At 66.3% G+C, this 22,667-nt stretch carries 22 protein-coding genes; 10 read left to right on the top strand and 12 right to left on the bottom strand.

Translation table 11 applies throughout. The features are described from left to right. Positions 1-4 precede the first annotated feature (4 nt). Together HNP52_RS20720 and coaD are read right to left on the bottom strand one after the other, a co-directional pair. Positions 5-745: a peptidylprolyl isomerase gene (locus HNP52_RS20720; RefSeq protein WP_184170118.1), complete on the bottom strand. Its 741-nt coding sequence runs from the start codon at positions 743-745 to the stop codon at positions 5-7. A 57-nt stretch (positions 746-802) separates the two neighbouring features. Further along, entirely contained in the window at positions 803-1,312 is a 510-nt protein-coding gene (gene coaD, locus HNP52_RS20715; protein WP_184170115.1) for a pantetheine-phosphate adenylyltransferase, read from the bottom strand. 106 nt (positions 1,313-1,418) lie between these two features. On the opposite strand from coaD, the gene HNP52_RS20710 reads away from it, so the two are divergent. Then, positions 1,419-2,198 carry a hypothetical protein gene (locus tag HNP52_RS20710; RefSeq protein ID WP_184170112.1) on the top strand — a complete coding sequence of 260 codons (780 nt, stop codon included), beginning with the start codon at positions 1,419-1,421 and terminating at the stop codon, positions 2,196-2,198. Between the two features lie 264 nt (positions 2,199-2,462). Here HNP52_RS20710 and HNP52_RS20705 read toward each other — a convergent pair whose 3' ends face one another. Then, complete coding sequence (locus HNP52_RS20705) at positions 2,463-3,362, bottom strand: polyprenyl synthetase family protein (RefSeq protein ID WP_184170108.1); 900 nt, start codon at positions 3,360-3,362, stop codon at positions 2,463-2,465. An 8-nt stretch (positions 3,363-3,370) separates the two neighbouring features. Then, a complete protein-coding gene (locus HNP52_RS20700; RefSeq protein ID WP_184170104.1) occupies positions 3,371-3,616 on the bottom strand; it encodes an exodeoxyribonuclease VII small subunit in 246 nt (81 codons plus the stop codon). Positions 3,617-3,726: 110 nt separating this feature from the next. On the opposite strand from HNP52_RS20700, the gene HNP52_RS20695 reads away from it, so the two are divergent. After that, positions 3,727-5,112: an NAD-dependent succinate-semialdehyde dehydrogenase gene (locus tag HNP52_RS20695; RefSeq protein ID WP_184170101.1), complete on the top strand. Its 1,386-nt coding sequence runs from the start codon at positions 3,727-3,729 to the stop codon at positions 5,110-5,112. Between the two features lie 7 nt (positions 5,113-5,119). Here the strand turns inward: HNP52_RS20695 and HNP52_RS20690 are convergent, their stop codons facing one another. The 6 genes from HNP52_RS20690 to HNP52_RS20665 form a co-directional block, all read right to left on the bottom strand. Then, positions 5,120-6,817, bottom strand: coding sequence for a long-chain fatty acid--CoA ligase (locus tag HNP52_RS20690; protein WP_184170098.1), 1,698 nt, complete (start codon positions 6,815-6,817; stop codon positions 5,120-5,122). Positions 6,818-6,848: 31 nt separating this feature from the next. Next, positions 6,849-7,055 carry a hypothetical protein gene (locus HNP52_RS20685; RefSeq protein ID WP_184170095.1) on the bottom strand — a complete coding sequence of 69 codons (207 nt, stop codon included), beginning with the start codon at positions 7,053-7,055 and terminating at the stop codon, positions 6,849-6,851. Positions 7,056-7,120: 65 nt separating this feature from the next. Next, positions 7,121-8,665 carry a diguanylate cyclase gene (locus HNP52_RS20680; RefSeq protein ID WP_260396289.1) on the bottom strand — a complete coding sequence of 515 codons (1,545 nt, stop codon included), beginning with the start codon at positions 8,663-8,665 and terminating at the stop codon, positions 7,121-7,123. 278 nt (positions 8,666-8,943) lie between these two features. Further along, entirely contained in the window at positions 8,944-10,122 is a 1,179-nt protein-coding gene (locus HNP52_RS20675) for a hypothetical protein (RefSeq protein ID WP_260396288.1), read from the bottom strand. A 336-nt stretch (positions 10,123-10,458) separates the two neighbouring features. Beyond that, entirely contained in the window at positions 10,459-12,780 is a 2,322-nt protein-coding gene (gene clpA, locus HNP52_RS20670) for an ATP-dependent Clp protease ATP-binding subunit ClpA (protein WP_184170088.1), read from the bottom strand. 140 nt (positions 12,781-12,920) lie between these two features. Further along, the gene (locus HNP52_RS20665) at positions 12,921-13,118 is read right to left on the bottom strand and encodes a DUF1192 domain-containing protein (protein WP_184170085.1); all 198 of its coding nucleotides are present in this window, start codon (positions 13,116-13,118) and stop codon (positions 12,921-12,923) included. A gap of 77 nt (positions 13,119-13,195) precedes the next feature. Here HNP52_RS20665 and HNP52_RS20660 point away from each other — a divergent pair, with 77 nt between their 5' ends. The 4 genes from HNP52_RS20660 (at position 13,196) to HNP52_RS20645 (ending at position 17,562) form a co-directional block, all read left to right on the top strand. Further along, a complete protein-coding gene (locus tag HNP52_RS20660; RefSeq protein ID WP_260396287.1) occupies positions 13,196-14,194 on the top strand; it encodes an NAD(P)H-quinone oxidoreductase in 999 nt (332 codons plus the stop codon). A 325-nt stretch (positions 14,195-14,519) separates the two neighbouring features. Beyond that, positions 14,520-15,137, top strand: coding sequence for a YqiJ family protein (locus HNP52_RS20655; RefSeq protein WP_184170082.1), 618 nt, complete (start codon positions 14,520-14,522; stop codon positions 15,135-15,137). A gap of 37 nt (positions 15,138-15,174) precedes the next feature. Beyond that, on the top strand, positions 15,175-16,881 hold the full coding sequence (locus tag HNP52_RS20650) for a flotillin family protein (RefSeq protein ID WP_260396285.1): 1,707 nt from the start codon (positions 15,175-15,177) through the stop codon (positions 16,879-16,881). Positions 16,882-16,962: 81 nt separating this feature from the next. Next, positions 16,963-17,562 carry a hypothetical protein gene (locus tag HNP52_RS20645; RefSeq protein ID WP_184170078.1) on the top strand — a complete coding sequence of 200 codons (600 nt, stop codon included), beginning with the start codon at positions 16,963-16,965 and terminating at the stop codon, positions 17,560-17,562. On the opposite strand, the gene HNP52_RS20640 is transcribed toward HNP52_RS20645, so the two are convergent. After that, positions 17,555-18,007, bottom strand: coding sequence for a hypothetical protein (locus HNP52_RS20640; protein ID WP_184170075.1), 453 nt, complete (start codon positions 18,005-18,007; stop codon positions 17,555-17,557). The two genes, HNP52_RS20645 and HNP52_RS20640, sit on opposite strands and share 8 nt — an antisense overlap. 185 nt (positions 18,008-18,192) lie before the next feature. On the opposite strand from HNP52_RS20640, the gene HNP52_RS20635 reads away from it, so the two are divergent. The 4 genes from HNP52_RS20635 (at position 18,193) to HNP52_RS20620 (ending at position 21,782) form a co-directional block, all read left to right on the top strand. Continuing rightward, positions 18,193-18,813, top strand: a complete 621-nt coding sequence (locus HNP52_RS20635) for a glutathione S-transferase family protein (RefSeq protein ID WP_184170072.1) — start codon at positions 18,193-18,195, stop codon at positions 18,811-18,813. Positions 18,814-18,940: 127 nt separating this feature from the next. After that, a complete protein-coding gene (locus HNP52_RS20630; protein WP_184170069.1) occupies positions 18,941-19,819 on the top strand; it encodes a UDP-2,3-diacylglucosamine diphosphatase in 879 nt (292 codons plus the stop codon). Between the two features lie 23 nt (positions 19,820-19,842). Beyond that, on the top strand, positions 19,843-20,865 hold the full coding sequence (locus HNP52_RS20625) for a glycosyltransferase family 1 protein (protein ID WP_184170066.1): 1,023 nt from the start codon (positions 19,843-19,845) through the stop codon (positions 20,863-20,865). A gap of 224 nt (positions 20,866-21,089) precedes the next feature. Beyond that, positions 21,090-21,782, top strand: a complete 693-nt coding sequence (locus HNP52_RS20620) for a DUF1013 domain-containing protein (RefSeq protein WP_269574360.1) — start codon at positions 21,090-21,092, stop codon at positions 21,780-21,782. Here HNP52_RS20620 and HNP52_RS20615 read toward each other — a convergent pair. Beyond that, positions 21,779-22,588 (bottom strand): arylamine N-acetyltransferase, encoded by an 810-nt coding sequence (locus HNP52_RS20615; RefSeq protein ID WP_184170063.1) that lies wholly within the window; start codon positions 22,586-22,588, stop codon positions 21,779-21,781. The genes HNP52_RS20620 and HNP52_RS20615 overlap by 4 nt on opposite strands. Positions 22,589-22,667: the final 79 nt, after the last annotated feature.

Below are 22,667 nucleotides of genomic sequence, written 5' to 3'. Positions count from 1 at the left end.
CGGATTATTGCGGCAGCGTCGCCTTCACCTCGCCCGGCGGCAGCGCCTTGGGGGCGTCGGCTGCCAGGTTCGCATAAGGCGGCGGGTTGTCGGAAAGGATATAGGCGTGGACGATCTTGGTCGGGTTCGCCGGCGGCTCGCCGCGCTCGATCTTGTCGACCCACTCCATGCCGGCGGTGACGCGGCCGAACACGGTATAGTCGTGGTCGAAGGCGAGCTTCGGCGCCATCATGATGTAGAACTGGCTGTTCGCGCTGTTCTCCGCGTCGGTCTTCTGCTCGGGCGTGGCATTCTCCGGCGCGCCGCGGCGGGCGGCGGCGACGGTGCCGCGGACGTGCGGCAGGTTGTTGAACTCGGCCGGCACGTTGGGCAGGTCCGAATCGCCGGTGCCGTCGCCCTTGGGATCGCCGCCCTGCGCCATGAAATAGGGCGCATCGACGACGCGGTGGAAGTTCAGGCCGTCATAGAAATGGCGGCGGGTAAGCGTCTTGATGCGCTCGACCATCTTGGGCGCGGCATCGGGACGCAGGCGGATCAGCACGCGGCCGCCGGTCGACAGGTCGAGCACCCAGGTCTCGGCCGGATCGGCGGGGACGGCGGCGGGATAGATGCTGTTCACATCCCCGGCGCCCACGCCCTTGAGCGGCTCAGCGACCGGCTTGGGGGCCTTGCCGCCGCCCTGGGCGAGGGCAGGGGTGGCAAACATCATCAAGGCCGAAGCGGCCAGCGCGGCAACGAAACGCATTAACTTCCCCACTCCAAACCCACTCTCGACTGGCCGCTCTAGCCCAATCGCGCGGGCTCAACCACTCCCTTTGCGACCGATCGTCGCGATCCGGGTAACCATCTCGTCATTAACCGCCGGTGAGACGAACTTGCGGATGTCGCCGCCATAGAGGGCGATCTCCTTGACCAGCCGGCTGGCGATCGGCTGGAGCGAGACATCGGCCATCAGGAAGACCGTCTCGATCCGGTCGTTCAACTGCTGGTTCATGCCCGCCATCTGATATTCATATTCGAAATCGGCGACGGCGCGCAGGCCGCGGACGATCATGCTGGCGCCCTCGCGCTCGGCGAAATCCATCAGCAGCGAATCGAAGCTGACGACATGGATCTCGCCGGCGATCCCCTCGACCTCGCGCTTCACCATCTCCATCCGCTCCTCGACGCTGAACATCGGGTTCTTGGAAGGGTTGGTGGTGACGCCGATGACGAGCCGGTCGACCAGCTTCGCGCCGCGGCGGATAATGTCCATATGGCCAAGCGTGATGGGATCGAAGGTGCCGGGATAGACGCCGGTGCGGGTGGTCATGCTGTACCTCGTCGCAGGATCGCCCCCGGACGTGCTGCGGGTGCGAAGCCAAGTCAAGACCGGCTGCGCGCTTGCGGCATGCCGGGCTTTCGGCCAGCCTGCAGCGATGATCGACGATGTGCGTGACAATGCGGTGCTGGTGCTCGAGATCGGCTATTACGACGCAGCCGATGCGCGGACCTCGGGCACGGCGATCGAGCGGCTGGCCAATGCCTTCGCCCAAGAGACGCGGAGCGGGCAGAATCGCCATGGCCTGGAGATGATCCGGGTGGAGATCGCCAGCCTCCACGCCTGGTTCGACCTCGGCAAGACCATGCTTGACCTGTACGACCAGCGCGCGCTGTTCGGCGGCTTCCTGCAGACCGTGGCAGTGGCGCTGGAGACGGTGATGAACGCGAGCGGCGGGCAGGTCGCCCAGGTCTCGGCATCGGTGCGGACCTTCCTGACGTCGCTTGCCGGGCCGATCGTGCGCAAGCAGGCCTCGCACGCCAAGCTCTATGTGAAGGGCGACAACAACACGATCATCTATATCGAGAACCTGCAGGCCGAGCGGATCGACCAGCTGTTCGACGCGCCGAAGCGGGTGCGCAGCGGGGGCGGGTTCATTGCCTATGAGGAGACGCGCAAGGTCGCGCCGCCGGCGAACGACCTGCGCGCCTTGCCGCGTGCCGAGCCGCCGATCGCGGAGGAGACCCAGGCGACGCTGCTGAACATCGGCGGCCAATGGTATGCGCGGCCGGCCGGGTTCCACGGGGTGATGCTGCCGGTGGCCGAGGGAAGTGCTGCGTTGAACGGGCTGAGCGAGGGCAAGTCCCACATCGCGAGCGGCATGGTGGTGCGTGAGGGCGGGAACCCCACGGTGTTCCGGGTAGCCAGTATCGGGTGAGCCGCGTCCTACAGCGCGGTGGCTGCGACTCGCGAAAGTACACAAAGTACAGGCCAAGAGCGGGTTTTCGGCGCGCTATTTTCCCTGTTTTCTCGGTAACGCGGTGCGTCTCGCAACATTGTTGCTTGGGCGTGATCCTATTTTCCTGCCGGGTCAAAGGGCGGCCGGGTGGTAGCCCGACTGCGGGAGGCAAGCAGGCGAAATCCTACATTGCAAGGAGCATCTTCTCCTCTCCCTTGCAGGGAGGGGAATCAAGGAAAGGGACTAGCGATCCCGTTCGAGCGTGTACCGTGCGATGTCGCGCAGCAGGTCGGCTTCGGTGCCATAGGGCTTGAGATGCTCGATCGCCTGGTCGACGAGCATGCGGGCCTGCTCCCGGGCGCGTTCCAGCCCGAGGAGGGAGAGGAAGGTTTCCTTGCCCGCCTCGCCATCCTTTTGGAGCTTCTTGCCGACCAAAGCCTCGTCGCCCTCGGCATCGAGGATGTCGTCGGCGATCTGGAAGGCGAGACCGACGTCCCGGGCATAGCCGCGCAGGCCCGTGCGGCCCTCGATCGGTACGCGGCCGAGGATCGCGCCGCTTTCCACCGCGCAGCTGATCAGCGCGCCGGTCTTCATCGCCTGGAGCCGCGTGACGGTGGCGAGGTCGAAGCTCGATTTCTCGGCTTCCAGGTCCATCATCTGGCCGCCCGCCATGCCCGCCGGGCCGGCGGCGACCGCGAGCGTGCCCGACAGCTCGATGCGCACGAACGGATCGGGATGGGTCTTCTCGTCGGCGATCACTTCGAAGGCGAGCGCGTGGAGGCAGTCGCCGGCGAGGATCGCCGTGGCCTCGTCGAACGCCTTGTGCACCGTCGGCTTGCCGCGGCGCATATCGTCATCGTCCATCGCCGGCAGATCGTCGTGGATCAGCGAATAGACATGGATGCATTCGAGCGCGAGCGCGGTGCGGGCGATGCAGGTCCGGTCGACGCCGAACAACTGGGCCGTGGCCGAGACGAGCAGCGGGCGCAGCCGCTTGCCGCCGCCGATCGCGGCGTGGCGCATCGCCTCATATAGTCCCTTGCGCGGATCGCCGGGCACGGCGAGCAGCAGGTCGAACTGGCGGTCCATCTCCGCCGAGACCTGCTTGAGCGCCGCCTGGAGCGCGAGGGAGGCGTGCGCCATGGGCCGGGTCAGCCGGCGTTGAACGGGGCGGTGGCGGCAGCGCGGCCTTCCGCATCGGTGCGGATCGCCTCGATCCGCGCCTGGGCGGCATCGAGCCGCGCGGCGCACTGCCGGCGTAGCCGATCGCCGCGCTCATACAGGTCGATCGCTTCCTGGAGCTGGGCCTCGCCACTCTCCAGCCGAGCGACGATGCGCTCCAGTTCCTTCAGCGCTTCCTCGAACGAGAGCGCAGTTACGTCCGCTTCTTCTGCCATGCGCCCGCTATGCGCCGGGCCGGGGCTGGATGGCAACCTGCCTCGGTATGATTGCAACCGGGCATCCTCCACCCTAGCTCCGCGTTACCTCGGCTGAAGGAGACTTGCCCATGTTCACCAGCATCAATCCCGCCACCGGAGCGACGATCGAAACCTATCCGGAGCTGGATGCCGACGGGATCGAGACGGCGCTGGCCCGGGCCGAGGCGGGGTTCCGGTCGTGGCGCGATTCGTCGCTGGAACAGCGGACCGAATTGCTGGGCAAGATCGCGGATGCCTGGGAAGCCAACAAGCAGCATCTGGCCGAAACCGCGACCCGCGAGATGGGCAAGACGCTGGCGAGTGCGATTGCCGAGGTGGAGAAGTGCATCAGCGGCTTCCGCCACTATGCCAAGGCGGGGCCGGGCTATCTGGAGCCGACAACGGTGCAGACCGCCGGCGGCGGCCACGCCGTGGCGCGCTGGCTGCCGATGGGGCCGGTGCTGGCGGTGATGCCGTGGAACTTCCCTTATTGGCAGGTGATCCGCTTCCTCGCGCCGACGATCATGGCGGGCAATGTCGGGCTGCTGAAGCATGCCTCGAACGTGCAGGGCTGCGCGGCGCTGATCCAGCAGATGATGGGGGCGGCCGGGGCGCCGGACGGGCTGTTCCAGAACCTGGCCGTAAAGTCCGACAAGGTGGCCGCGATCATCGCCGACAAGCGGGTGGTGGCGGTGACGCTGACCGGCAGCGAAGGCGCGGGCATGCAGGTGGCGCAGGCTGCCGGGCGAGCGCTCAAGAAGGTGGTGCTCGAGCTGGGTGGTTCCGATCCGCTGATCGTGATGCCCTCGGCCGATCTCGACCTGGCGGCGAAGACGGCGGTGACCGCGCGCACCCAGAATGCCGGGCAGAGCTGCATCTGCGCCAAGCGGATGATCGTCCATGCCGATGTCTATGACGCGTTCCTGGAGAAGTTCGAGGCAGGGATGAAGGCGCTGAAGATCGGCGATCCCATGGAGAAGGAAACGGCGATGGGGCCGCTCTCCAGCGTGGCGCAGCGCGACACGGTGCTGGAGCAGGTCGAGCGGGCGGTGGCGGAGGGCGCGACGCTGCGCTTCGGGGGCGAGAAGATCGAGCGCGAGGGCGCCTGGATGACCGCCGGCGTGCTGACCGACATGGACCCCGAGAGCGACGTGGCGAAGGAGGAAGTCTTCGGACCCGTGGCGGCGGTCTACAAGGTTGCCGACATCGATGCGGCGATCGCACTGGCCAACGACGTGCCGTACGGTCTCGGCTCCTCGGTGTGGACGCAGGACGAGGACGAGATCGAGCGCTTCGCCCGCGATATCCAGGCCGGCATGACCGCGGTGAACGCGCTGCTCGCCTCGACGCCCGAGGCGCCGTTCGGCGGGGTGAAGCTGTCGGGCCATGGCCGCGAGCTTGGCCCCTGGGGGCTACACGAGTTCATGAACCTGAAGGCGGTGATGTTCGGCAAGAATGTGGTGGCGGGGGATTGAGGTCGCTCTAGGTCGTCTCCGCCCGAACCTCGTTCAGCAGGTCCTTGCGGCTGAGCTTGCCGACCATCGTCTTGGGCAGGCTCTCGCGCACCACCACCTCGGCGACGCGCTCATGCTTGCCGACACGGGCGTTGACCCACTGGGCCAGCGCGGCGCCGGTGATCGGCGTGGCGTCCTCGTCCAGCGTCACATAGGCGTGCGGCATCTCGCCATGGTACGGATCGGGCAGGCCGATCACGAGCGCCTCCTTAACGGCCGGGTTCTGGTACAGCACCGCCTCGATCTGGCTCGGGAACACCTTGAAGCCGCCGACCGCGATCATGTCCTTCAGCCGGTCGACGATCTGGATATAGCCGTCCTCGTCGATCAGCCCGACATCGCCGGTGCGCAGCCAGTGCGGCTCGCCATCGACGCTGACGAACACCTCGGCATCGGCCTCGGGGCGGTTCCAGTAACCCTGCATGATCTGCGGGCCATGGACGACGATCTCGCCGGGCTCGCCCTCGGGCGGGGGACGCGTCGGGTCTTCCTTGTCGACCAGGCGGACGCGGGTGCCCTGGATCGGCTGGCCGATCGTGCCGGGCTTGTTGAGCTCGGTATAGGGATTGGTCGAGACCACGCCCGAGCTCTCCGACAGGCCATAGCCCTCGATCACCCGGGCGCCGGTGACGCGCTCCCATTCTTCCTTGAGCTGGGCGGGCAGGGGCGCGCCGCCCGAGATGCAGAAGCGCAGCGACTTGAAGTCGTCGGGCTTCATGCCGGGGGCATCGAGCAGCGCCTGGTACATGGTCGGGACGCCGGGCAGCGAGCGCGGGCGGGTGCGGCGCAGCTCGGCCAGCGCCTGCTTGGCGTTGAAGCGCGGCAGCATCACGATCTCGCCGCCGGTGACCACGGTGCGGTTGAGCACGCAGGTATTGGCGAAGACATGGAAGAAGGGGAGGACGCCGAGGATCCTGTCCTTGGCGGTGGCCATTTCCGGATCGAGCCGGGCGACCTGGCGGGCATTGGCCGACAGGTTCTGGTGGGTGAGCACCGCGCCCTTGGGCGTGCCGGTGGTGCCGCCGGTATACTGGATCAGCGCGACGTCCTTCTCGGGGTCGATGCTGGGCGCGTCGCAGGCGCCGTCATTGGCGATCAGCTTCGAGAAGGCGATGATCCGCTCGTCATGCGGCCGCTCGGTGACTTCCGAGCTCTTGAACAGCCGGTAGAAGAAGGACTTGGCCGGGGGCAGCGCGCCGGCGACCGATCCGACCACCAGCCGCTCGAGCGCGCTCTGCTCGAGCACCTTGAGCGCGGTCGGCAGCAGCGCCGAGGCGGAGATGGTGAAGAGCAGCCTCGTGCCCGAATCGGCGACCTGGTGGCTCAGTTCCTCGACCGTGTAGAGCGGCGAGAAGTTCACCACCGTCGCGCCGAGCTTGAGGATGCCGTAATAGGCGGCGACGTAATGCGGGACGTTGGGCAGGAAGAGCCCGATGCGGTCGCCCGGGCCATAGCCCAGAGCCTTGAGCCCGCAGGCGACGCGATTCACGCCGTCGAGCGTCTCGCCATAGCTGTAGTGCCGGCCCATGAAATCGAGCAGGGGCGCCTGCGGGTGGGCGCGGGCGCTCGCCTCGAACAGCTCGACCATGGATTGGGGCGGGAACTGGGTGTCCCATGCACCCGGGTGACGATACGCGGTACGCCAGATCTGTTCGGGGTCAGTCATTGACACTGGTGTAAGCAAGCCTTTGTGGGGGTCAAGTCGTAAGCCGCTTGCTCCACGTAACGAGCACGGAAATCGCGAAGATCCCGATATCGACGACGGCTTCGATCCGCTGCGGCGCGAGATCGTCCACGCGGTGCATGTGGAGGGCGATGTCGGCGCGGCGATTGGGGGAAGCGACGGCGAGCAGTGCAAGCGCAGCTAGCGCCCCGAAAGCGATCTTTCTGGCTCGTCCCGACATGGTTACCCGCATACGCCCGAAGCCGCATCCGGGCAAGCGAATCAGGCGGCTTCGCGGTGCCCGGATCAGGCCGCTTCGCGGCGAGCTCTGGCGCGGTCCCGGCCGGCCGACTTGGCCTCGAACAGGGCGATGTCGGCGCAGCGATAGAGCGCCTTCCAGTTCTTGTCGTCGGCGAGCGGGCCGGTGCAGGCGCCGATGCTGGCGGTGACCTTGAGGTCGAAGGGCATGCGGGTCTGGCGGAGCTTGTTGAGCAGCTGCTCGGGCTCGATCGGGGTGCTGCTGTGCGAAAGCAGCGCGAATTCCTCGCCGCCCAGCCGGGCGACCAGCGAATCCGCCGGCGTGGCGGAGCGCAGCGTGCGGGCGAACAGGCGCAGCACCTCGTCGCCCCCGTCATGGCCGAGCGTCTCGTTGACGCGCTTGAAGTGATCGATGTCGACGATCAGCAGCTGCTGCTCGCCCGGGCGGCCCAGTGCCTGGTCGAGGAAGGCGCGGCGGTTGAGCAGGCCGGTGAGCGGATCGGTATCGGCGAGGCGGCGGGCGAGCACTTCGCGGGTGATCGCCTCGTCGCGCTCGTCGCGCAGGAACTTGATGCGATAGGCGACGGCCAGCGCCGAGACGAGCGCTTCGAACATCATCGAGACGATCGTCGAATTGTCGAGCCAGAAGCTCCAGGGCAGCACATGGAGATTGGCGAGGACCCGCATCATCGCGAGCACGACCGGCGCGCTCCAGGCAAGGGCGAACAGCCACAGGAAATGCGACCGCTGCATCCAGGCGTACCAGAGCGTGGGCACCACGATCGAAATCAGGCCGAGGATGGTCAGCGTGTAGAACATGTCGGCCAGGCGCAGGTCGATCGCGCCGAACAGGAATACGACGATGCCCGACAGCGGCACCGCGGTGGCGACCACGCGGGTATAGATGTCGAGCCGGCGCGAGCGGATCTTCATCTCGAAGAAGCTGAGGGTGAACAGTGCCGCGGCGCCGCCGGCCAGTCCCAGGAACAGATAATTGAAGCGCAGCCGGTCGTTGTTGACCATGTCCGGCCAGAACCAGGCCATCGCGCCCGAGGACGACAGGCCATAGCCGACGAGCACCGTAAGCAGCGCGCAATAATGGAGCTGGAAGCGGTAGCGCATCGCGCACCACAGCGCGAAGTTGTAGACGATCAGCGCCAGGCACATCCCGGCGAACCCGGTGTAGAGCGCGGCCATGGCGAGGTTGGTCGTGGCGATCCGCTGCGTGTCGCTGAGTTCGGCACCGAGCAGCACGCCACGGACATTGGCCGCGCCCTCGACATGCCAGAGCACGCGAGCCAGGGGCGCCTTCGAGGGTGGAACCGGCAGGGCGGCAAGCGCACCGAGCTGGATCAGCGGGGTGATGCCGCGGGCATCGGTCCGGTAGCGATGAACATGGCCGTCCGCGTAGAAGAGCCGCGCCGAGAGCCGCTGCTGCCAAAGGCTGGCGAAGTTGATCACCAGCGGCCGTTCGGGGGTGGAGACGGCGTTGATCGGCTGGGATAGCGCCCAGTAATCGCCTGGACCAAGCTTGTACTGCTTGGTGGTGCAATCGAAGCGTTCGGGATGGCGGACGAGTTCGGCCGGGTTCATCCCCCCGGTATCGCGCAGCAAACAGACTTGCAGGTCGCCGGTCGAGGGTGGCTGCGCGTGAGCGGGCGGCGCGATGCTCAGCAGAAGGGCAAACACACCGCACAGGAGAACAAGGTGGAAAAGGCGCACCCCCGGCATGGGGACGGCCTACGCCCAACATGACAAACAACCCGTAAAGATTTACGGGATTCTCCTTAGCCGCACGCTATTTGTCGCAGCGGCTTGGCGGGGACGGCGATACGCTGCCGCCCCCGCTCCCTAGGGAACCGTAAAAGCGTTCAGCAGCCGCCGCCCAGGCCGGCGGCGCGCTTGAGCAGGCCACCCAGCTTGGGCTTGCAGGGCTTGGGCTTCGGCTGCTCGGGCTGGCCGTCCTGGTTTGCAGGCATCTGACCGCGCATTGCGTCGCCCATGTCGGGCATGCCGGTCATGAAATTGGCCATCGAGCGATAGCGCGCCTTGGCGGTCCATTTCGGGCGCCAGGCGATCTTGGGATCCTTGGGCCGTTCCGGGAACGCGAAGTTCGCTTCCGGACCATAGGCATAGAGGAAGCCCATCATCATTTCGCCGGCAGCGGCCTTCACCTCGGTGGGGATGGTGCAGCTCGTCTGTGTTGCCGGCATCACCACCTTCTGGCCGATCAGCCGGTTGACCGTCGCCGGCGACAGCCAGCTCCACAGGTCGCCGCCGAACTGGCGCGTGGCGGACGAAGCCCACCACACCATGTCGCCGTCCTTGCGATCGCCGGTGCCCATCGCCCAGGCATAATAGCCGGTCGCCAAAGGCACCTGGCCCCAGTTGAGCGGGATCGATCCATCGGCCGCCTGGCCGGCCTTCACGCGCGGGGCGCTCATGAAGTCCTGGTTCAGCGCGAAACTGATCTCGGGGCTGTAATTGCCCGCGATCCGATGCTGGCCGATCAGCGAGGAATTGCCGCGCACCTGGGCATTGCCCTTGCCGTTCGGCCAATCGCCATAGGTGCGGCTGTTGCCGGGGCGAGGGCCGAGCTCGGCCGGAATGCCGGCGGCGAACAGGTCGGGCGGCATCTGGCCCTTGGCGACCTTGGCGAAATCGATGATCACCGGCTGGCCCGGGCCGACATGCGCGCCGCAGCCCCAGTAGATCAGCATGCGGCCCTTGGGCCGCTCGAACTTATACTCTTCCTTGGCCGGCTTGTTCGGCTCCGGCGTGACGAGCGGCACGGAAGCGCCCATGCGCATGCCCTCGGGCAGGAAGTGATCGGCCTTGGGCGCGCCGCCAGTGGCGGGCAGGCGCGAGCCGAGGCGCAGCACCATCTCGCGGCTGTCGCCCTGGCCCATCATCCCGGCGGTGGTGCCGATATCCATCACATAGCGCGCCTCGGGCGCGGTCTCGCTGGTCTGGGCGACAACCAGGCCTGCGGCAAGCAGGCCAGCCAGCGCCGTGCCGGCACCCAACATCTTCATTATCTTCGGTCGCATTCGGATTCTCCCTGGAAAACCATGGCTGCGACCCGAAAACGCGAGCGCCCCTTACGACATCGGAACGAAATTGCAAGGGTGTGTTATTCGTATATTACACATCAACCATAGTCGCCGGTTATGTCCCCGTGCCGATCGAACCCGCGGCCTGGGGAGTGGCGGCGGCCCGGCTATGCACGCGAAGCGGCGCGGTCATGTCGCGTACGACGAACAGCGCTCTTCCGGCGACCAAAGTGAATTTCGGTGCGACGGAGAGACTATCGCAGAAGCGGGCCCGGGCAAAATGAAACGGGCCGGGAGTTTCCTCCCGGCCCGTACATTGGCTTGGGCGATGGCTTATTTGGAAGCCTTGGCGGCTTCCTTCTTGCCCTTTTTCGGCTTGGGCGCGGCCTGGGTGACCTGGAAGCTCAGGGCATTGTCCTTGAGCTTCACATTGACCTCGCCGCCATGGACGAGCTTGCCGAACAGCAGCTCCTCGGCCAGCGGCTGCTTGATCTTCTCCTGGATGAGGCGGCCCATCGGGCGCGCACCATAGAGCTTGTCGTAGCCGCGCTCGGTGAGCCAGTTCTTCGCCGCCTCGTCGAGCTGGATGTGGACGCCGCGATCCGCCAGCTGCAGCTCGAGCTGGAGGATGAACTTGTCGACCACCCGCGTGACTACTGCCGGCGGCAGATAGTCGAACGGCACGATCGCATCGAGACGGTTGCGGAATTCGGGGGTGAAGAGCTTCTTCACCGCCTCTTCCTGAACGTCGTCGCGGCTCATCTCGCCGAAGCCGATCGACTCCTTGGCCATGTCCGACGCGCCCGCATTCGTGGTCATGATCAGGATCACGTTGCGGAAATCGACCGTCTTGCCGTGGTGATCGGTCAGCTTGCCGTTGTCCATCACCTGCAGCAGGATGTTGAACAGGTCCGGATGCGCCTTCTCGATCTCGTCGAGCAGGAGCACCGAATGCGGCTGCTGGTCGACCGCGTCGGTGAGCAGGCCACCCTGATCATAGCCGACATAGCCCGGAGGGGCACCGATCAGGCGGCTGACCGAGTGACGCTCCATATATTCGGACATGTCGAAGCGCTGGAGCGGGATGCCGAGCAGCTCGGCGAGCTGCTTCGCCACCTCGGTCTTGCCGACGCCGGTCGGGCCCGAGAACAGGTAGTTGCCGATCGGCTTGTCCGGATCGCGCAGGCCTGCACGGCTGAGCTTGATCGCCGAGGACAGCACCTCGATCGCCTTGTCCTGGCCGAACACCACCCGCTTGAGATCCGTTTCCAGGTTCGCGAGCGTTTTTGTGTCGTCGGTGGACACGCTCTTCGGAGGGATTCGAGCCATGGTCGCGATGACCTGCTCGATTTCCTTGGGCGTGATCGTTTTCTTGCGCTTCGAGGGCGGTACCAGCATCTGCATCGCACCGGCCTCGTCGATCACGTCGATCGCCTTGTCCGGCAGCTTGCGGTCGTTGATGTAGCGCGCCGAAAGCTCCACCGCCGACTTGATCGCGTCGGGGGTGTACTTGAGGTGATGATGCTCCTCGAACGCCGAGCGCAGGCCGGCGAGGATCTTGATCGTGTCCTCGACCGTCGGCTCGTTCACGTCGATCTTCTGGAAGCGACGGAGCAGCGCCCGGTCCTTCTCGAAGTGGTTGCGGAACTCCTTGTAGGTGGTCGAGCCGATGCAGCGGATCGAGCCGCCCGACAGCGCCGGCTTGAGCAGGTTCGACGCGTCCATCGCGCCGCCGCTGGTGGCGCCGGCACCGATCACGGTGTGGATCTCGTCGATGAAGAGGACCGCGTGGGGCAGCTTCTCCAGCTCGTTGACGACCTGCTTCAGGCGCTCCTCGAAGTCACCGCGATAGCGGGTGCCGGCGAGCAGCGCGCCCATGTCGAGCGAGTAGATCACCGCTTCCTTGAGCACGTCGGGCACTTCGCCCTCGACGATCTTGCGCGCCAGGCCTTCCGCGATCGCGGTCTTGCCCACGCCCGGATCGCCCACATAGAGCGGGTTGTTCTTCGAGCGGCGGCACAGGATCTGGATCGTGCGATCGACTTCGGGCCCGCGGCCGATCAGCGGATCGACCTTGCCGTTCTTCGCCTTCTCGTTGAGATCGACGGTGAACTGCTTGAGCGCGCTCTCGCCCTTGCCCGACTTGGTTTCCTGCTTGGACGACTTGTCCTCGTCCGCAGCGCCCTTGGGCGGAGTCGATTCGGTGCTGCCGGTGCCGCCCTTGCCGACGCCGTGCGAGATATAGCTCACCGCATCGAGGCGGCTCATGTCCTGCTGCTGCAGGAAATAGACGGCATAACTCTCGCGCTCGCTGAACAGCGCGACGAGCACGTTCGCGCCGGTCACTTCGTCGCGGCCCGAGGACTGGACGTGGAGGATCGCGCGCTGGACGACGCGCTGGAAGCCGCTGGTCGGCGACGGATCGGTCGCCTGATCGACCTTGAGCGCTTCGAGCTCGGTATCGAGATAGTGCGCGACGGTATTCTTGAGCTCGCCCAGATCTACCCCGCACGCGCTCATCACCTTGCTCGCATGCTCGTCGTCGACGAGCGCGAGCAGCAGATGCTCGAGCGTGGCATATTCATGGCGTCGCGAGCTCGCGGCTTCGAGCGCCTTGTGGAGGGTCGATTCGAGGGCGGAGGCGAAACTAGGCATTCAGCTACAACTCCTGTGGGCCGAAAAGGATACGCGGCCCCTGTCTCCCCTTATGTCGGGAGGCATGGGCCCCGCATCAAGCGCAGCGGCCCCGCACCGGAGTAGAATGGCGTTTCGCCCCATCTCCGGTGCCGTCACGCTCATTTCCTAAATAGAGCGTCCGCGCTTGCGCGGTGGTTAATGGCGCGTGAAATTTTGGTTCGAGTCCGATCTATCTCGGCCTCTAGCATCGCAATGCGCTCGCTAAGTTCCTCAACCGAAAGGGGATCGAGGTCCTGGCGTCCGAGCTGGGCGACGAGGTCGTCCTTGCGACGCGGAAGATTTTCGTCGGCGTCCATGGGAGGCAGCGTTGACCCTGGCAGGGCCGATGTCAATAAGGCCAACGGTTTCTCCTGCGTTCGAAAGCGACACGGCAATGGCTCTTCCGGAAACGATGCTGGCAATCGATCCCGAGGCGCCCGGTGGGCCCGAGGTGCTGGTGCCGGTGTCGCGCCCCATACCGCAGCCGGGGCCGGGCGAAGTGCTGGTCAAGGTCGCCGCCGCCGGGGTGAACCGCCCCGAGGTGATGCAGCGCAAGGGCATGTACCCGCCGCCGCCGGGCGCCCCCTCGATCCTGGGCATGGAGATCGCGGGCAAGGTGGTCGCGCTGGGCGAGGGCGTTCCAGGCGAAGTGATCGGCACGCCGGTCTGCGCGCTGATCGCGGGCGGCGCCTATGCCGAATATGCCGTGGCGCCGATCGGCCAGTGCCTGCCGGTGCCGCCGGCGATCTCGATGGTCGAGGCCGCCGCGATCCCCGAGACGCTGTTCACCGTGTGGAGCAACGTGTTCGAGCGCGCCTATGCCGTGGATGGCGACTGGATCCTGGTGCACGGCGGCACCAGCGGCATCGGCACGATGGCGATCCATCTCGCCAACCTGTTCGGGCTGACGATCATCGTCACCGCCGGATCGGACGAGAAGTGCGAAGCTGCGAAGCGGATCGGTGCAGACCACGCGATCAACTACAAGACCGAGGATTTCGTCGCGCGGGTGCAGGAGATCACCGGCGGCAAGGGCGTGAACATCGTGCTCGACATGGTGGGCGGCGACTATGTGCCGCGCAACCTCCAGTGCCTGGCCGAAGACGGGCGGCACGTCTCGATCGCGGTGCAAGGCGGGCTGCAGGCGACGATCCCGATCTTCGAGATCATGCGCAAGCGGCTGACGCTGACCGGATCGACGCTCCGCCCGCGCTCGGTGGAGTTCAAGAGCCTGCTCGCCGACGAGATCCACCGCGCGGTGTGGCCGTTCGTGGCCGAGGGCAAGCTGAAGCCGGTGATCGACGAGACCTTCCCGCTGGCCGATGCGGCTGGTGCGCATGCCCGGATGGAAGCGGGGGATCATGTCGGGAAGATCGTGCTGACGGTGGGGTGAGAGCAGGGCGCGCCGGCCACCCTCCGCACTCAAATTCGTCATCCCCGCGAAGGCGGGGATCCAGGGTAGCTCGGGAAGTGCGAAGCAATTGAACGTGCGCTTACCGGAAACGGCAAGGCTGGCCTCACACTCCCTGTTGCTTGGCTCTGGATCCCCGCCTTCGCGGGGATGACGGTAGAGAGATGGACGACGGTAGTAAGATGGATGGCGGCAAAGAGGGGCGGGGCTACCAACTCTACGCCCCAGCCCCCTGAAACGGTGCCGATTTCGCTAGGGAAACGAGTTTCCGGCAATTAGCATCCCCCTTCGAATCGGGGGATCCAGGGTGCTTGCGTTTCTTCTCGCGGAGGGGAATTTCGCGTTCGTCGTCGCGGTATTGCTGATGCTGCTCATCGGCCTGGTGCAGGTGATCGGCTTCGGCCACGACGTGGATTCGGACCTGCACGTCGAAGGCGACTTTCACTTCGATTTCCTTTCCTGGCTCGGTGTCGGGCGGCTGCCGCTGCTGATGCTGATCGTGGTCTTCCTGGCGATCTTCGGGATCGGGGGGCTGGCGCTGCAGCAGCTGCTGCGCGACTGGACCGGCGAACCGCTGTCGACCGTCGCCGCGGTGCCGCTGGTCGGCGTCGCCGCACTGCCGCTCACCGGCCTTGCCGCGCGCCTGCTGGCGCCGATCCTGCCGCGCGACTTCACCACCGCCGTCCCGCTCGACGTGCTGGTCGGGACCAGCGCGCAGATCGTCACCGGCCGGGCCAGCACCGGCTCGCCGGCGCGGGCGCGGGCCGAGGACCACCACGGCCAGGTCCACTACATCATGGTCGAGCCCGACAATGCCGGCCAGGTCTTCGAGGAAGGCGAGCGCGTGCTGCTTGTCCGCCGCGAGGGCGAATGCTTCCGCGCGATCTCGCGCGGCGATTTCCACTTACCACGTCTGGATGGGTGACCCCATGAACGCGATCGTGCCCGCAGGAGCCACTTCGATGATTCCGTATCTGATCTATGCCGGCATCGCGCTGTTCGCGCTGCTGATCCTCGGCCTCACGCTGGCGCGGCTCTACAAGCGCGCCTCGAAGGAGATCGGTTTCGTCCGCACGGGTTTTGGCGGCGAGAAGGTGGTGATCAACGGCGGCGCGCTCGTCCTGCCGGTGTTCCATGAGACGATGCCGGTGAACATGAACACCGTGCGCCTCGCGGTGGAGCGCAAGAACATGGACGCGCTGATCACGCTCGATCGGCTGCGCATCGATGTGAAGGCGGAATTCTATGTCCGCGTCCGCCCCGATGCCCAGGCAATCGCGATCGCCGCGCAGACGCTGGGCATGCGCACGATGAACCCCGATGCGCTCAAGGAACTGGTCGAGGGCAAGTTCGTCGACGCGCTGCGCTCGGTCGCCGCCGGCATGACGATGGCGCAGCTCCACGAGCAGCGCGCCGACTTCGTCCAGAAGGTGCAGCAGGTCTCGTCGGTCGATCTCGCGATGAACGGCCTGGAGCTGGAGTCTGTGTCGCTGACCGGCCTAGACCAGACGTCGATCGAGCATTTCAACGCCAACAACGCGTTCGACGCCGAGGGCCTGACCAAGCTCACCGAGCAGATCGAGCTGCGCAAGAAGGCGCGCAACGACATCGAGCAGGACACCCGCGTGCAGATCGAGAGCAAGAATCTCGAGGCGCAGCGCCAGTCCTTCCTGATCAGCCGCGACACCGAGTTCGCCCGGCTGGAGCAGGAGCGCGAAGTCGAGATGCGTCGCGCCGAGCAGGCCGCGGAAGTCGCGCGCGAGCAGGCGCTGCGCCAGCAGGAAGCCGATCAGGCGCGGATCGAGGCCAAGAAGCTGGTCGACAGCCAGCAGATCGAGGCCGACCGCACCGTGCAGCAGGCCAAGATCGCGCAGCAACAGGCGCTCGAGCTTGCCCGGCAGGAGCAGCAGATCGCGGTGCAGAACAAGAGCCGCGAGGAAAGCCAGGCCAAGGCCGAGGCGGACAAGGCGCGTGCCGAGGCGGTGGTCGCGGAGGAACGCGTCGGCACCGCGCGCGAGGCCGAGGTCGCCGAGCGCCAGAAGCGGATCGAGCTGATCGACGCCGCGCGTGAGGCCGAGCGTGCCGCGATCGGCATCAAGGTGCAGGCCGATGCCGAGAAGCAGGCCGCGTCCGACCGCGCCGAGGCGGCCCGCCTCCAGGCCGAGGGCGAGGCGGAGGCCGCCAAGCTCAAGGCCGAGGCGGACCGGGTGCGCTTCGAAGTGGAAGCCGCCGGCCAGCGCGCGATCAACGAGGCGGCGAACCTGCTCTCGTCCGAGACCATGTCGCTCCAGACCAAGCTGGCGCTGCTCAAGGTGCTGCCGGAAGTGATCCGCGAAGCCTCCAAGCCGCTCGAGGCGATCGATTCGATCAAGATCGTCCAGGTCGACGGCATCACCGGGCGTGGCGGTGCGGCCGGTGTCGCGGATGCGGGCGGGGAAGGCGATCGCAACCTAGCAAATTCGGCGGTCGCCGCGGCGCTGCGCTACCGGGCCCAGGCACCGGTGATCGACGGGCTGATGCGCGAACTGGGTTTCGACGGCGGCACGCTCGACGGTCTGGTCGCCGGCGCGGCGGACCTCGGCTCGAAGAACATCGTGGCGGCATCGTCCGACGATGAAGACGGCAGGCCGGCGCCGTCCGGCGGGCGAAAGGCGCGCTCGGGGAACTGATCGTTTGCACCGTCATCCCCTTCGCTGGGATGACGAAGCGTGAAGAGCGTTTCGGCACAGGCACCTTGGGGGAGGGGACCTATGGGATTTGTTCGGAAGGAATGGGCGTTCTCACTGGTTGTGGGGGCATTGGCGATCCTGCTGCTCTACGCGCTGGTGCTGTCGGACCGCTATTGGGTGGCGGCGAGCCGGCCGACGGTGGATGCGCTGGCCGATGTTAAGGTGCCGCCCGAGCTCGGCGACATGATCTCGGCGATCGACGACTATGGCGTCCATATCGAGCGCGTCCCGAGCAAGGTGGAGCAGTATATCGCGATCAAGCGGGCGCAATATGCGCAGTACGGCGTCGGGCGGGGCGTAGCGTCGCATGCCAATATGAGCGCGCCCCGGCTCGGCTATTCGGTGCGCGAGACGACGTTCCTCGGCATGCCCTTCTGGTACACCGCCGAATATGGCCATGTGCTCTATTTCAGCTCGGACTGGGGCGTGGTGGCGGCGCCGCTCAATGACCTGGGCTTCGCCGCGCTCGACAAGGCCAATGGTCGCGACATGCGCGCGACCAGCATGATCCCCTGGTGGTCGCACCTCTGGGGCTGGCTGTTCCTTGCCGGGCTGGGGCTGGCGATCTGGCTGTGGCACCGCCGGACGGTGCGCTGGCGCGTGGAGAACGGGCTTATCTGATTCCTGCGGCGCGCTGCGCCGGGTTGGCTGGCGCGGCGAGCAGCCGGGCGACGACGGGGAAGACTTCGGCCTCTTCCCAGTCGACCCGCGCCTTGAGCGCGCGATACTGGCTGCGCACCGCCATGCGGAACTCGCGGGGGTCTTCCTTCACCCGGGCCATCGTCCACAGGCCGTAATGCTCGCTGGCGCTCTGGCGCAGAGTCATCAGCTCGTCGGTGAAGCGGCGGCCGAGCGCGCGGTGGGCGGGGTCGGCGCTGGCCTGGAGCGCCTGGGTGATCGTCGACAGCTTGCCGATGACATGGCGGCTGCCGGCCTGGCCGAGCGCGTGGCGCGCGGCGGCGATCTTGTCGAAGCTGGGTTCGATCGCGCCGGCGGCCTCCATCACGGCTTCGGTAAGGCGAAGCAGTTCGCGATGTTCCTGTCTGATACTGTCCAGGCCGTGCACGCGGCGTCTCCATTGTCCCCATTTCGGTTTATAGAGGGGCGGAGCGTGCCTAGGGGCCAATGCGTAGGCGTATTGCCCCGAGGACCGTGTGGATCGATCAGCTGGGCTTATGATTGGGTGCGCGCAATTTGTTGGACCCGGGGTGCGGGAGCGCTCGAAAGGCGGGTAGACAAAAAAGGGAGGGAATGATGGCCGCGCTGGTGCTTCACGAATATGCCGCCTCGGGCAATTGCTACAAGATCCGGCTGACCGCCGCGCATCTCGGCCTGCCGCTCGAGCGGCGCGAGTACGACATCATGCAGGGCGAGACGCGGACGCCGGAATTCCTCGCCCAGGTCAACGCCAATGGCCGGATCCCGACGCTGCAGGTCGGCGAGGATTTCCTGCCCGAGAGCAATGCGGCCTGCTTCTACCTAGCCGATGGCAGCGATCTGATCCCGCACGATCGGTTCGAGCGAGCGGACATGCTGCGCTGGCTGTTCTGGGAGCAGTATAACCACGAGCCCAATGTCGCGACGCTGCGCTTCTGGGCGAAGTGGGTGGGGTTCGATCAGCTGAGCGCGGTCCAGCAGGCGAATCTGCCGGGCAAGCAGGCGGCGGGCGAGGCGGCGCTGGCGTTGATGGACGAGCATCTTGAGGCGCGCGACTGGTTCGTGATCGACCGGCTGACGCTCGCCGACATCGCGCTCTATGCCTATACCCATGTCGCGGAGGATGGCGGGTTCAGCCTGCAGCCCTATCCGAATGTCCGCGCCTGGATCGACCGGGTCGCGGCGCATCCGCGGCATATTCCGATAACCGCCTGATTCGGCGGGCGGAATCTGACCATTATGCACAGTTCTGTGACATCCGCGTGAAGTCGAAACGATTCGAAATGTAATATTCCGCGGCCATTTACCCGGTCCAGGCAAGGGCATTTGCAGGGCTGGTTAAATGGCCACGATCACGAGGCTTCCGTTCGACACGCAGCATCTCGCGGACTTCCACGCTTCGACTCCGTCGATCCCCGAAAAGGCGGTCACCGAGCGCAAGCGCTACCGCACGGTCTGGATCAGCGACGTCCATCTCGGCACGCGTGGCTGCAATGCCGAAATGCTCATCGACTTCCTCGATCATGTCGATTGCGACGTGATGTACCTGGTCGGCGACATCCTCGACGGCTGGGCGCTCAAGAAGCGCTTCTACTGGCCCGATTCGCACAACGACATCGTTTGGCGCTTCCTGAAGCGCGCCAAGCGGGGCACCGAGATCGTCTATATCCCGGGCAACCATGACGAGATGTTCCGCCAGTTCTCGGGCCTGAACTTCGGCGGCGTGCATATCCGCCGCCAGGCGATCCACACCACCGCCGACGGCCGCCGCCTGCTCGTGCTGCACGGCGACGAGTTCGACGCGATCACCATGTCGCACCGCTGGCTAGCGCATCTGGGCGATGCCGCCTACGAGATGATGATGGGCCTCAACCGGCTGGTGAACCGCGTCCGCCGCATGCTCGACATGCCCTATTGGTCGCTGAGCAAATACGCCAAGGCCAAGGTGAAGAACGCAGTCGAGTTCATTTCCAAGTTCGAAGAGATCGTCGCGCACGAAGCCGGTGCGCGGGGAGTCGACGGCGTGATCGCCGGACATATCCACACGGCCGAGATGCGCGACATCGAAGGCATCGCCTATTACAATGACGGCGATTGGGTGGAGGGTTGCACCGCGCTCGTGGAGCATTACGACGGTACGATGGAAATTCTCCATTGGGCCGAAGAGATGGCGAAGCGCGAAAGCGAACTAGCGTCCGGGGTCAGACTGGCGGCTGCGTGACGGCGGCAACGGAGGTCGGACCCGTGCGGATAGCCATAGTGACAGACGCCTGGGAGCCCCAGGTGAACGGAGTCGTGCGCACGCTGCAATCGGTGCGCGCGGTGCTGGAAAAACAGGGCCACAAGGTCATCGTGATCTCGCCCGATCTCTTCTATTCGCTGCCGTGCCCGACCTATCCGGAGATCCGGCTGGCGCTGGCGCGGGTCGCCAGCGTTGGGGCGATGCTGGAGGAATTCAATCCGACGGCGATCCACCTCGCGACCGAGGGGCCGCTCTGCGTTGCCGCGCGGCGCTGGTGCATCCGCCACGACATGCCGTTCACCACGGCGTACCACACCCAGTTCCCGGACTATGTCTCGGCGCGATCGGGCGTGCCGGCCGAATGGATCTGGCGCTACATCAAGTGGTTCCACGCGCCGAGCCAGGCGATCCTGGCCTCCACCCCTTCCATCCGCCAGTCGCTGATCGACCATGGCCTGTCCCATGTGAAGCATTGGGGCCGCGGCGTGGACCTGGCGAACTTCCACCCGGGCATCGCGCCGCATCCGGCGATGCAGGGGCTGGACGGGCCGGTGCAGCTCTATGTCGGCCGCGTCGCGATCGAGAAGAATATCGAGGCCTTCCTGAAGACCTCGCATCCGGGCACCAAGGTGGTAGTGGGCGATGGCCCGGCCCGCGCCTCGCTTCAGGCACGCTTCCCGGAAGCGAAGTTCCTGGGCCCGATGTTCGGCCCCGAGCTCGCATCCGCCTATGCCGCCGCCGACGTCTTCGTCTTCCCGAGCAAGACCGACACGTTCGGGCTGGTGATGATCGAGGCGCTGGCCTGTGGCGTGCCGGTCGCCGGCTATCCCGTCACCGGGCCGATCGACGTGCTGACCCCGGAGACCGGCGCGATGGATGCTGACCTGACCAAGGCGATCGGCATCGCGCTGACCCGGGATCGCGCGGCCTGTGCCGCCTATGGCCGGACCTTCACCTGGGAAGCCAGCGCGCGCCAGTTCCTCAATGCGCTGCATCCGATGCATGGGGAGCGGGCGGCGGCGTAGGTTGGGAACGTCATTTCCCCCGTCGTCATCCCGGTTTTAGCCGGGATCCTGCTTCTTCTTTTTGCAGGGCAAGGCAGCGGGAACCCGGCTCAAGGCCGGAGTGACGATTGTTGTAAGACTCTTCAGCTGTCCCTTTTTCTTGCTCTTCGCGCCGCATGGCATTAAGTCGGCGCCGTGACAGGCCACCCGTGAAGGGTGGCCCTTTCTATTTCTGGAGACGAAAAGTGGCCCAGCCGCTGATGCCGCATGCGACCGCTTCCTGGCTGGTCGACAACACTTCGCTCTCGTTCGATCAGATCGCGGAGTTCTGCGGCCTGCATATCCTCGAGGTCCAGGCGATCGCCGACGATACCGCCGCGACCAAGCTCACCGGTCGCGATCCGGTCCGCGCGCACGAGCTGACGATGGACGAGATCGAGAAGGGCCAGAAGGACCCGAACTACGTCCTCAAGATGCTCAAGGGCCCCGAGCAGGTCCGCCGCACCAAGGGCCCGCGCTACACCCCGGTGTCGAAGCGCCAGGACAAGCCCGACGGCATCGCCTGGATCCTGCGCAACCATCCGGAGATTTCGGACGGCGCGATCGGCAAGCTGATCGGCACCACCCGCACCACCATCGCCGCGATTCGCGATCGCAGCCACTGGAACATCGCCAACATCGTGCCGAAGGACCCGGTGACGCTGGGCCTCACTTCGCAGCGCGAGCTTGACGCGCTGGTCGCCAAGGCCGCCAAGGCCGCCGGCATCGAGGCGCAGGTCGATACCCGCCTCGAGGGCGACCGCGAGGCGCTGATCGAGCAGCTCCGCGCCGAGCGCACCGCCGCGGCCCGCGAGGCCGAAGGCCATGGCGACGACGCGCCGGCCGCGCCGATCGAGCACACCGCCGAGACACTGTTCCGTACCAACAACAGCAACTAAGCGTCCGGGAACAGGGCAGCGTGGCGGGCGCAGATCGCGTCCCATAGCCCCGCTGCTTCCGGCACCGCCAAACCGAAGCGCTGGTCGAGCCGCTCGACCAGCGCTTCTGCGTTCTGGAGGGTCTCGCTCGTCTCGCCCTCGGGGCTGCGCGTGATGAGGACGCGCCCGCGCAATATGCTGTGGATGTCGCCGCGGCGCTGCTGGACCACGAGGTTCTGGACGAAGGGCGATTGCGGCGCGGCCTGCAGCTCGGCGCAGCGCCGGGCGAACAGCGCCTCATCGGCGGGCGCATCGCTGAAATCGTAGCTGAACGGATCGCCCTCGCCATAGCGCTCCTCGAAGCGCCACCAGCCATCCACTTCGCGCAGCGCCACCGCATAGGGTGCGAATTGGGCATTCCCGGCTTCGAAGGGCAGGGGTGCCGCCTGGCTGCCGCCAAAGCCGACATCGACCAGCCATAGCCGGCCTTCCAGCCTGACCAGCAGCGCGAGATGGTTGCCCAGCGACATCTCGCCGATCACGTGCCGCATCACGCCGGCGGAGATGCGGCGGACGTCATAGCCCAGCGCCTCCAGCACCCGGCCGAACAGCCCGTTCTGCTCGAAGCACCAGCCGCCGCGCCGGCGCGTCACCAGCTTGTCGAAGATCGCATCCGGATCGATCGAGATGGGCGTGCCGAGCTGCACGTCGATATTCTCGAAGGGAAAGGTTGCGAGATGCGCCTGCATCAGCTGGGCGAGCGTGACGCGGTCCGGCGTGGTCGGCTGCGGCTGGCCGGTGCGCGCGAAATAGGCCTGAAGATCCATGTGCTGCCTCCCCCTTTGCAGGCGGGAAGCATGGCAGCGGGCGGGGCGCGCTGTCGAGCCTCGGCAGGACGGGGCGGGG

Origin of the sequence: Sphingomonas kyeonggiensis, assembly GCF_014204495.1 — a bacterium.
GTDB classification, from domain to species: Bacteria; Pseudomonadota; Alphaproteobacteria; order Sphingomonadales; family Sphingomonadaceae; genus Sphingomonas; species Sphingomonas kyeonggiensis_A.
Note: the sequence above shows the minus strand (reverse complement) of the source record. Positions and strands in the feature narration are given on the sequence as shown.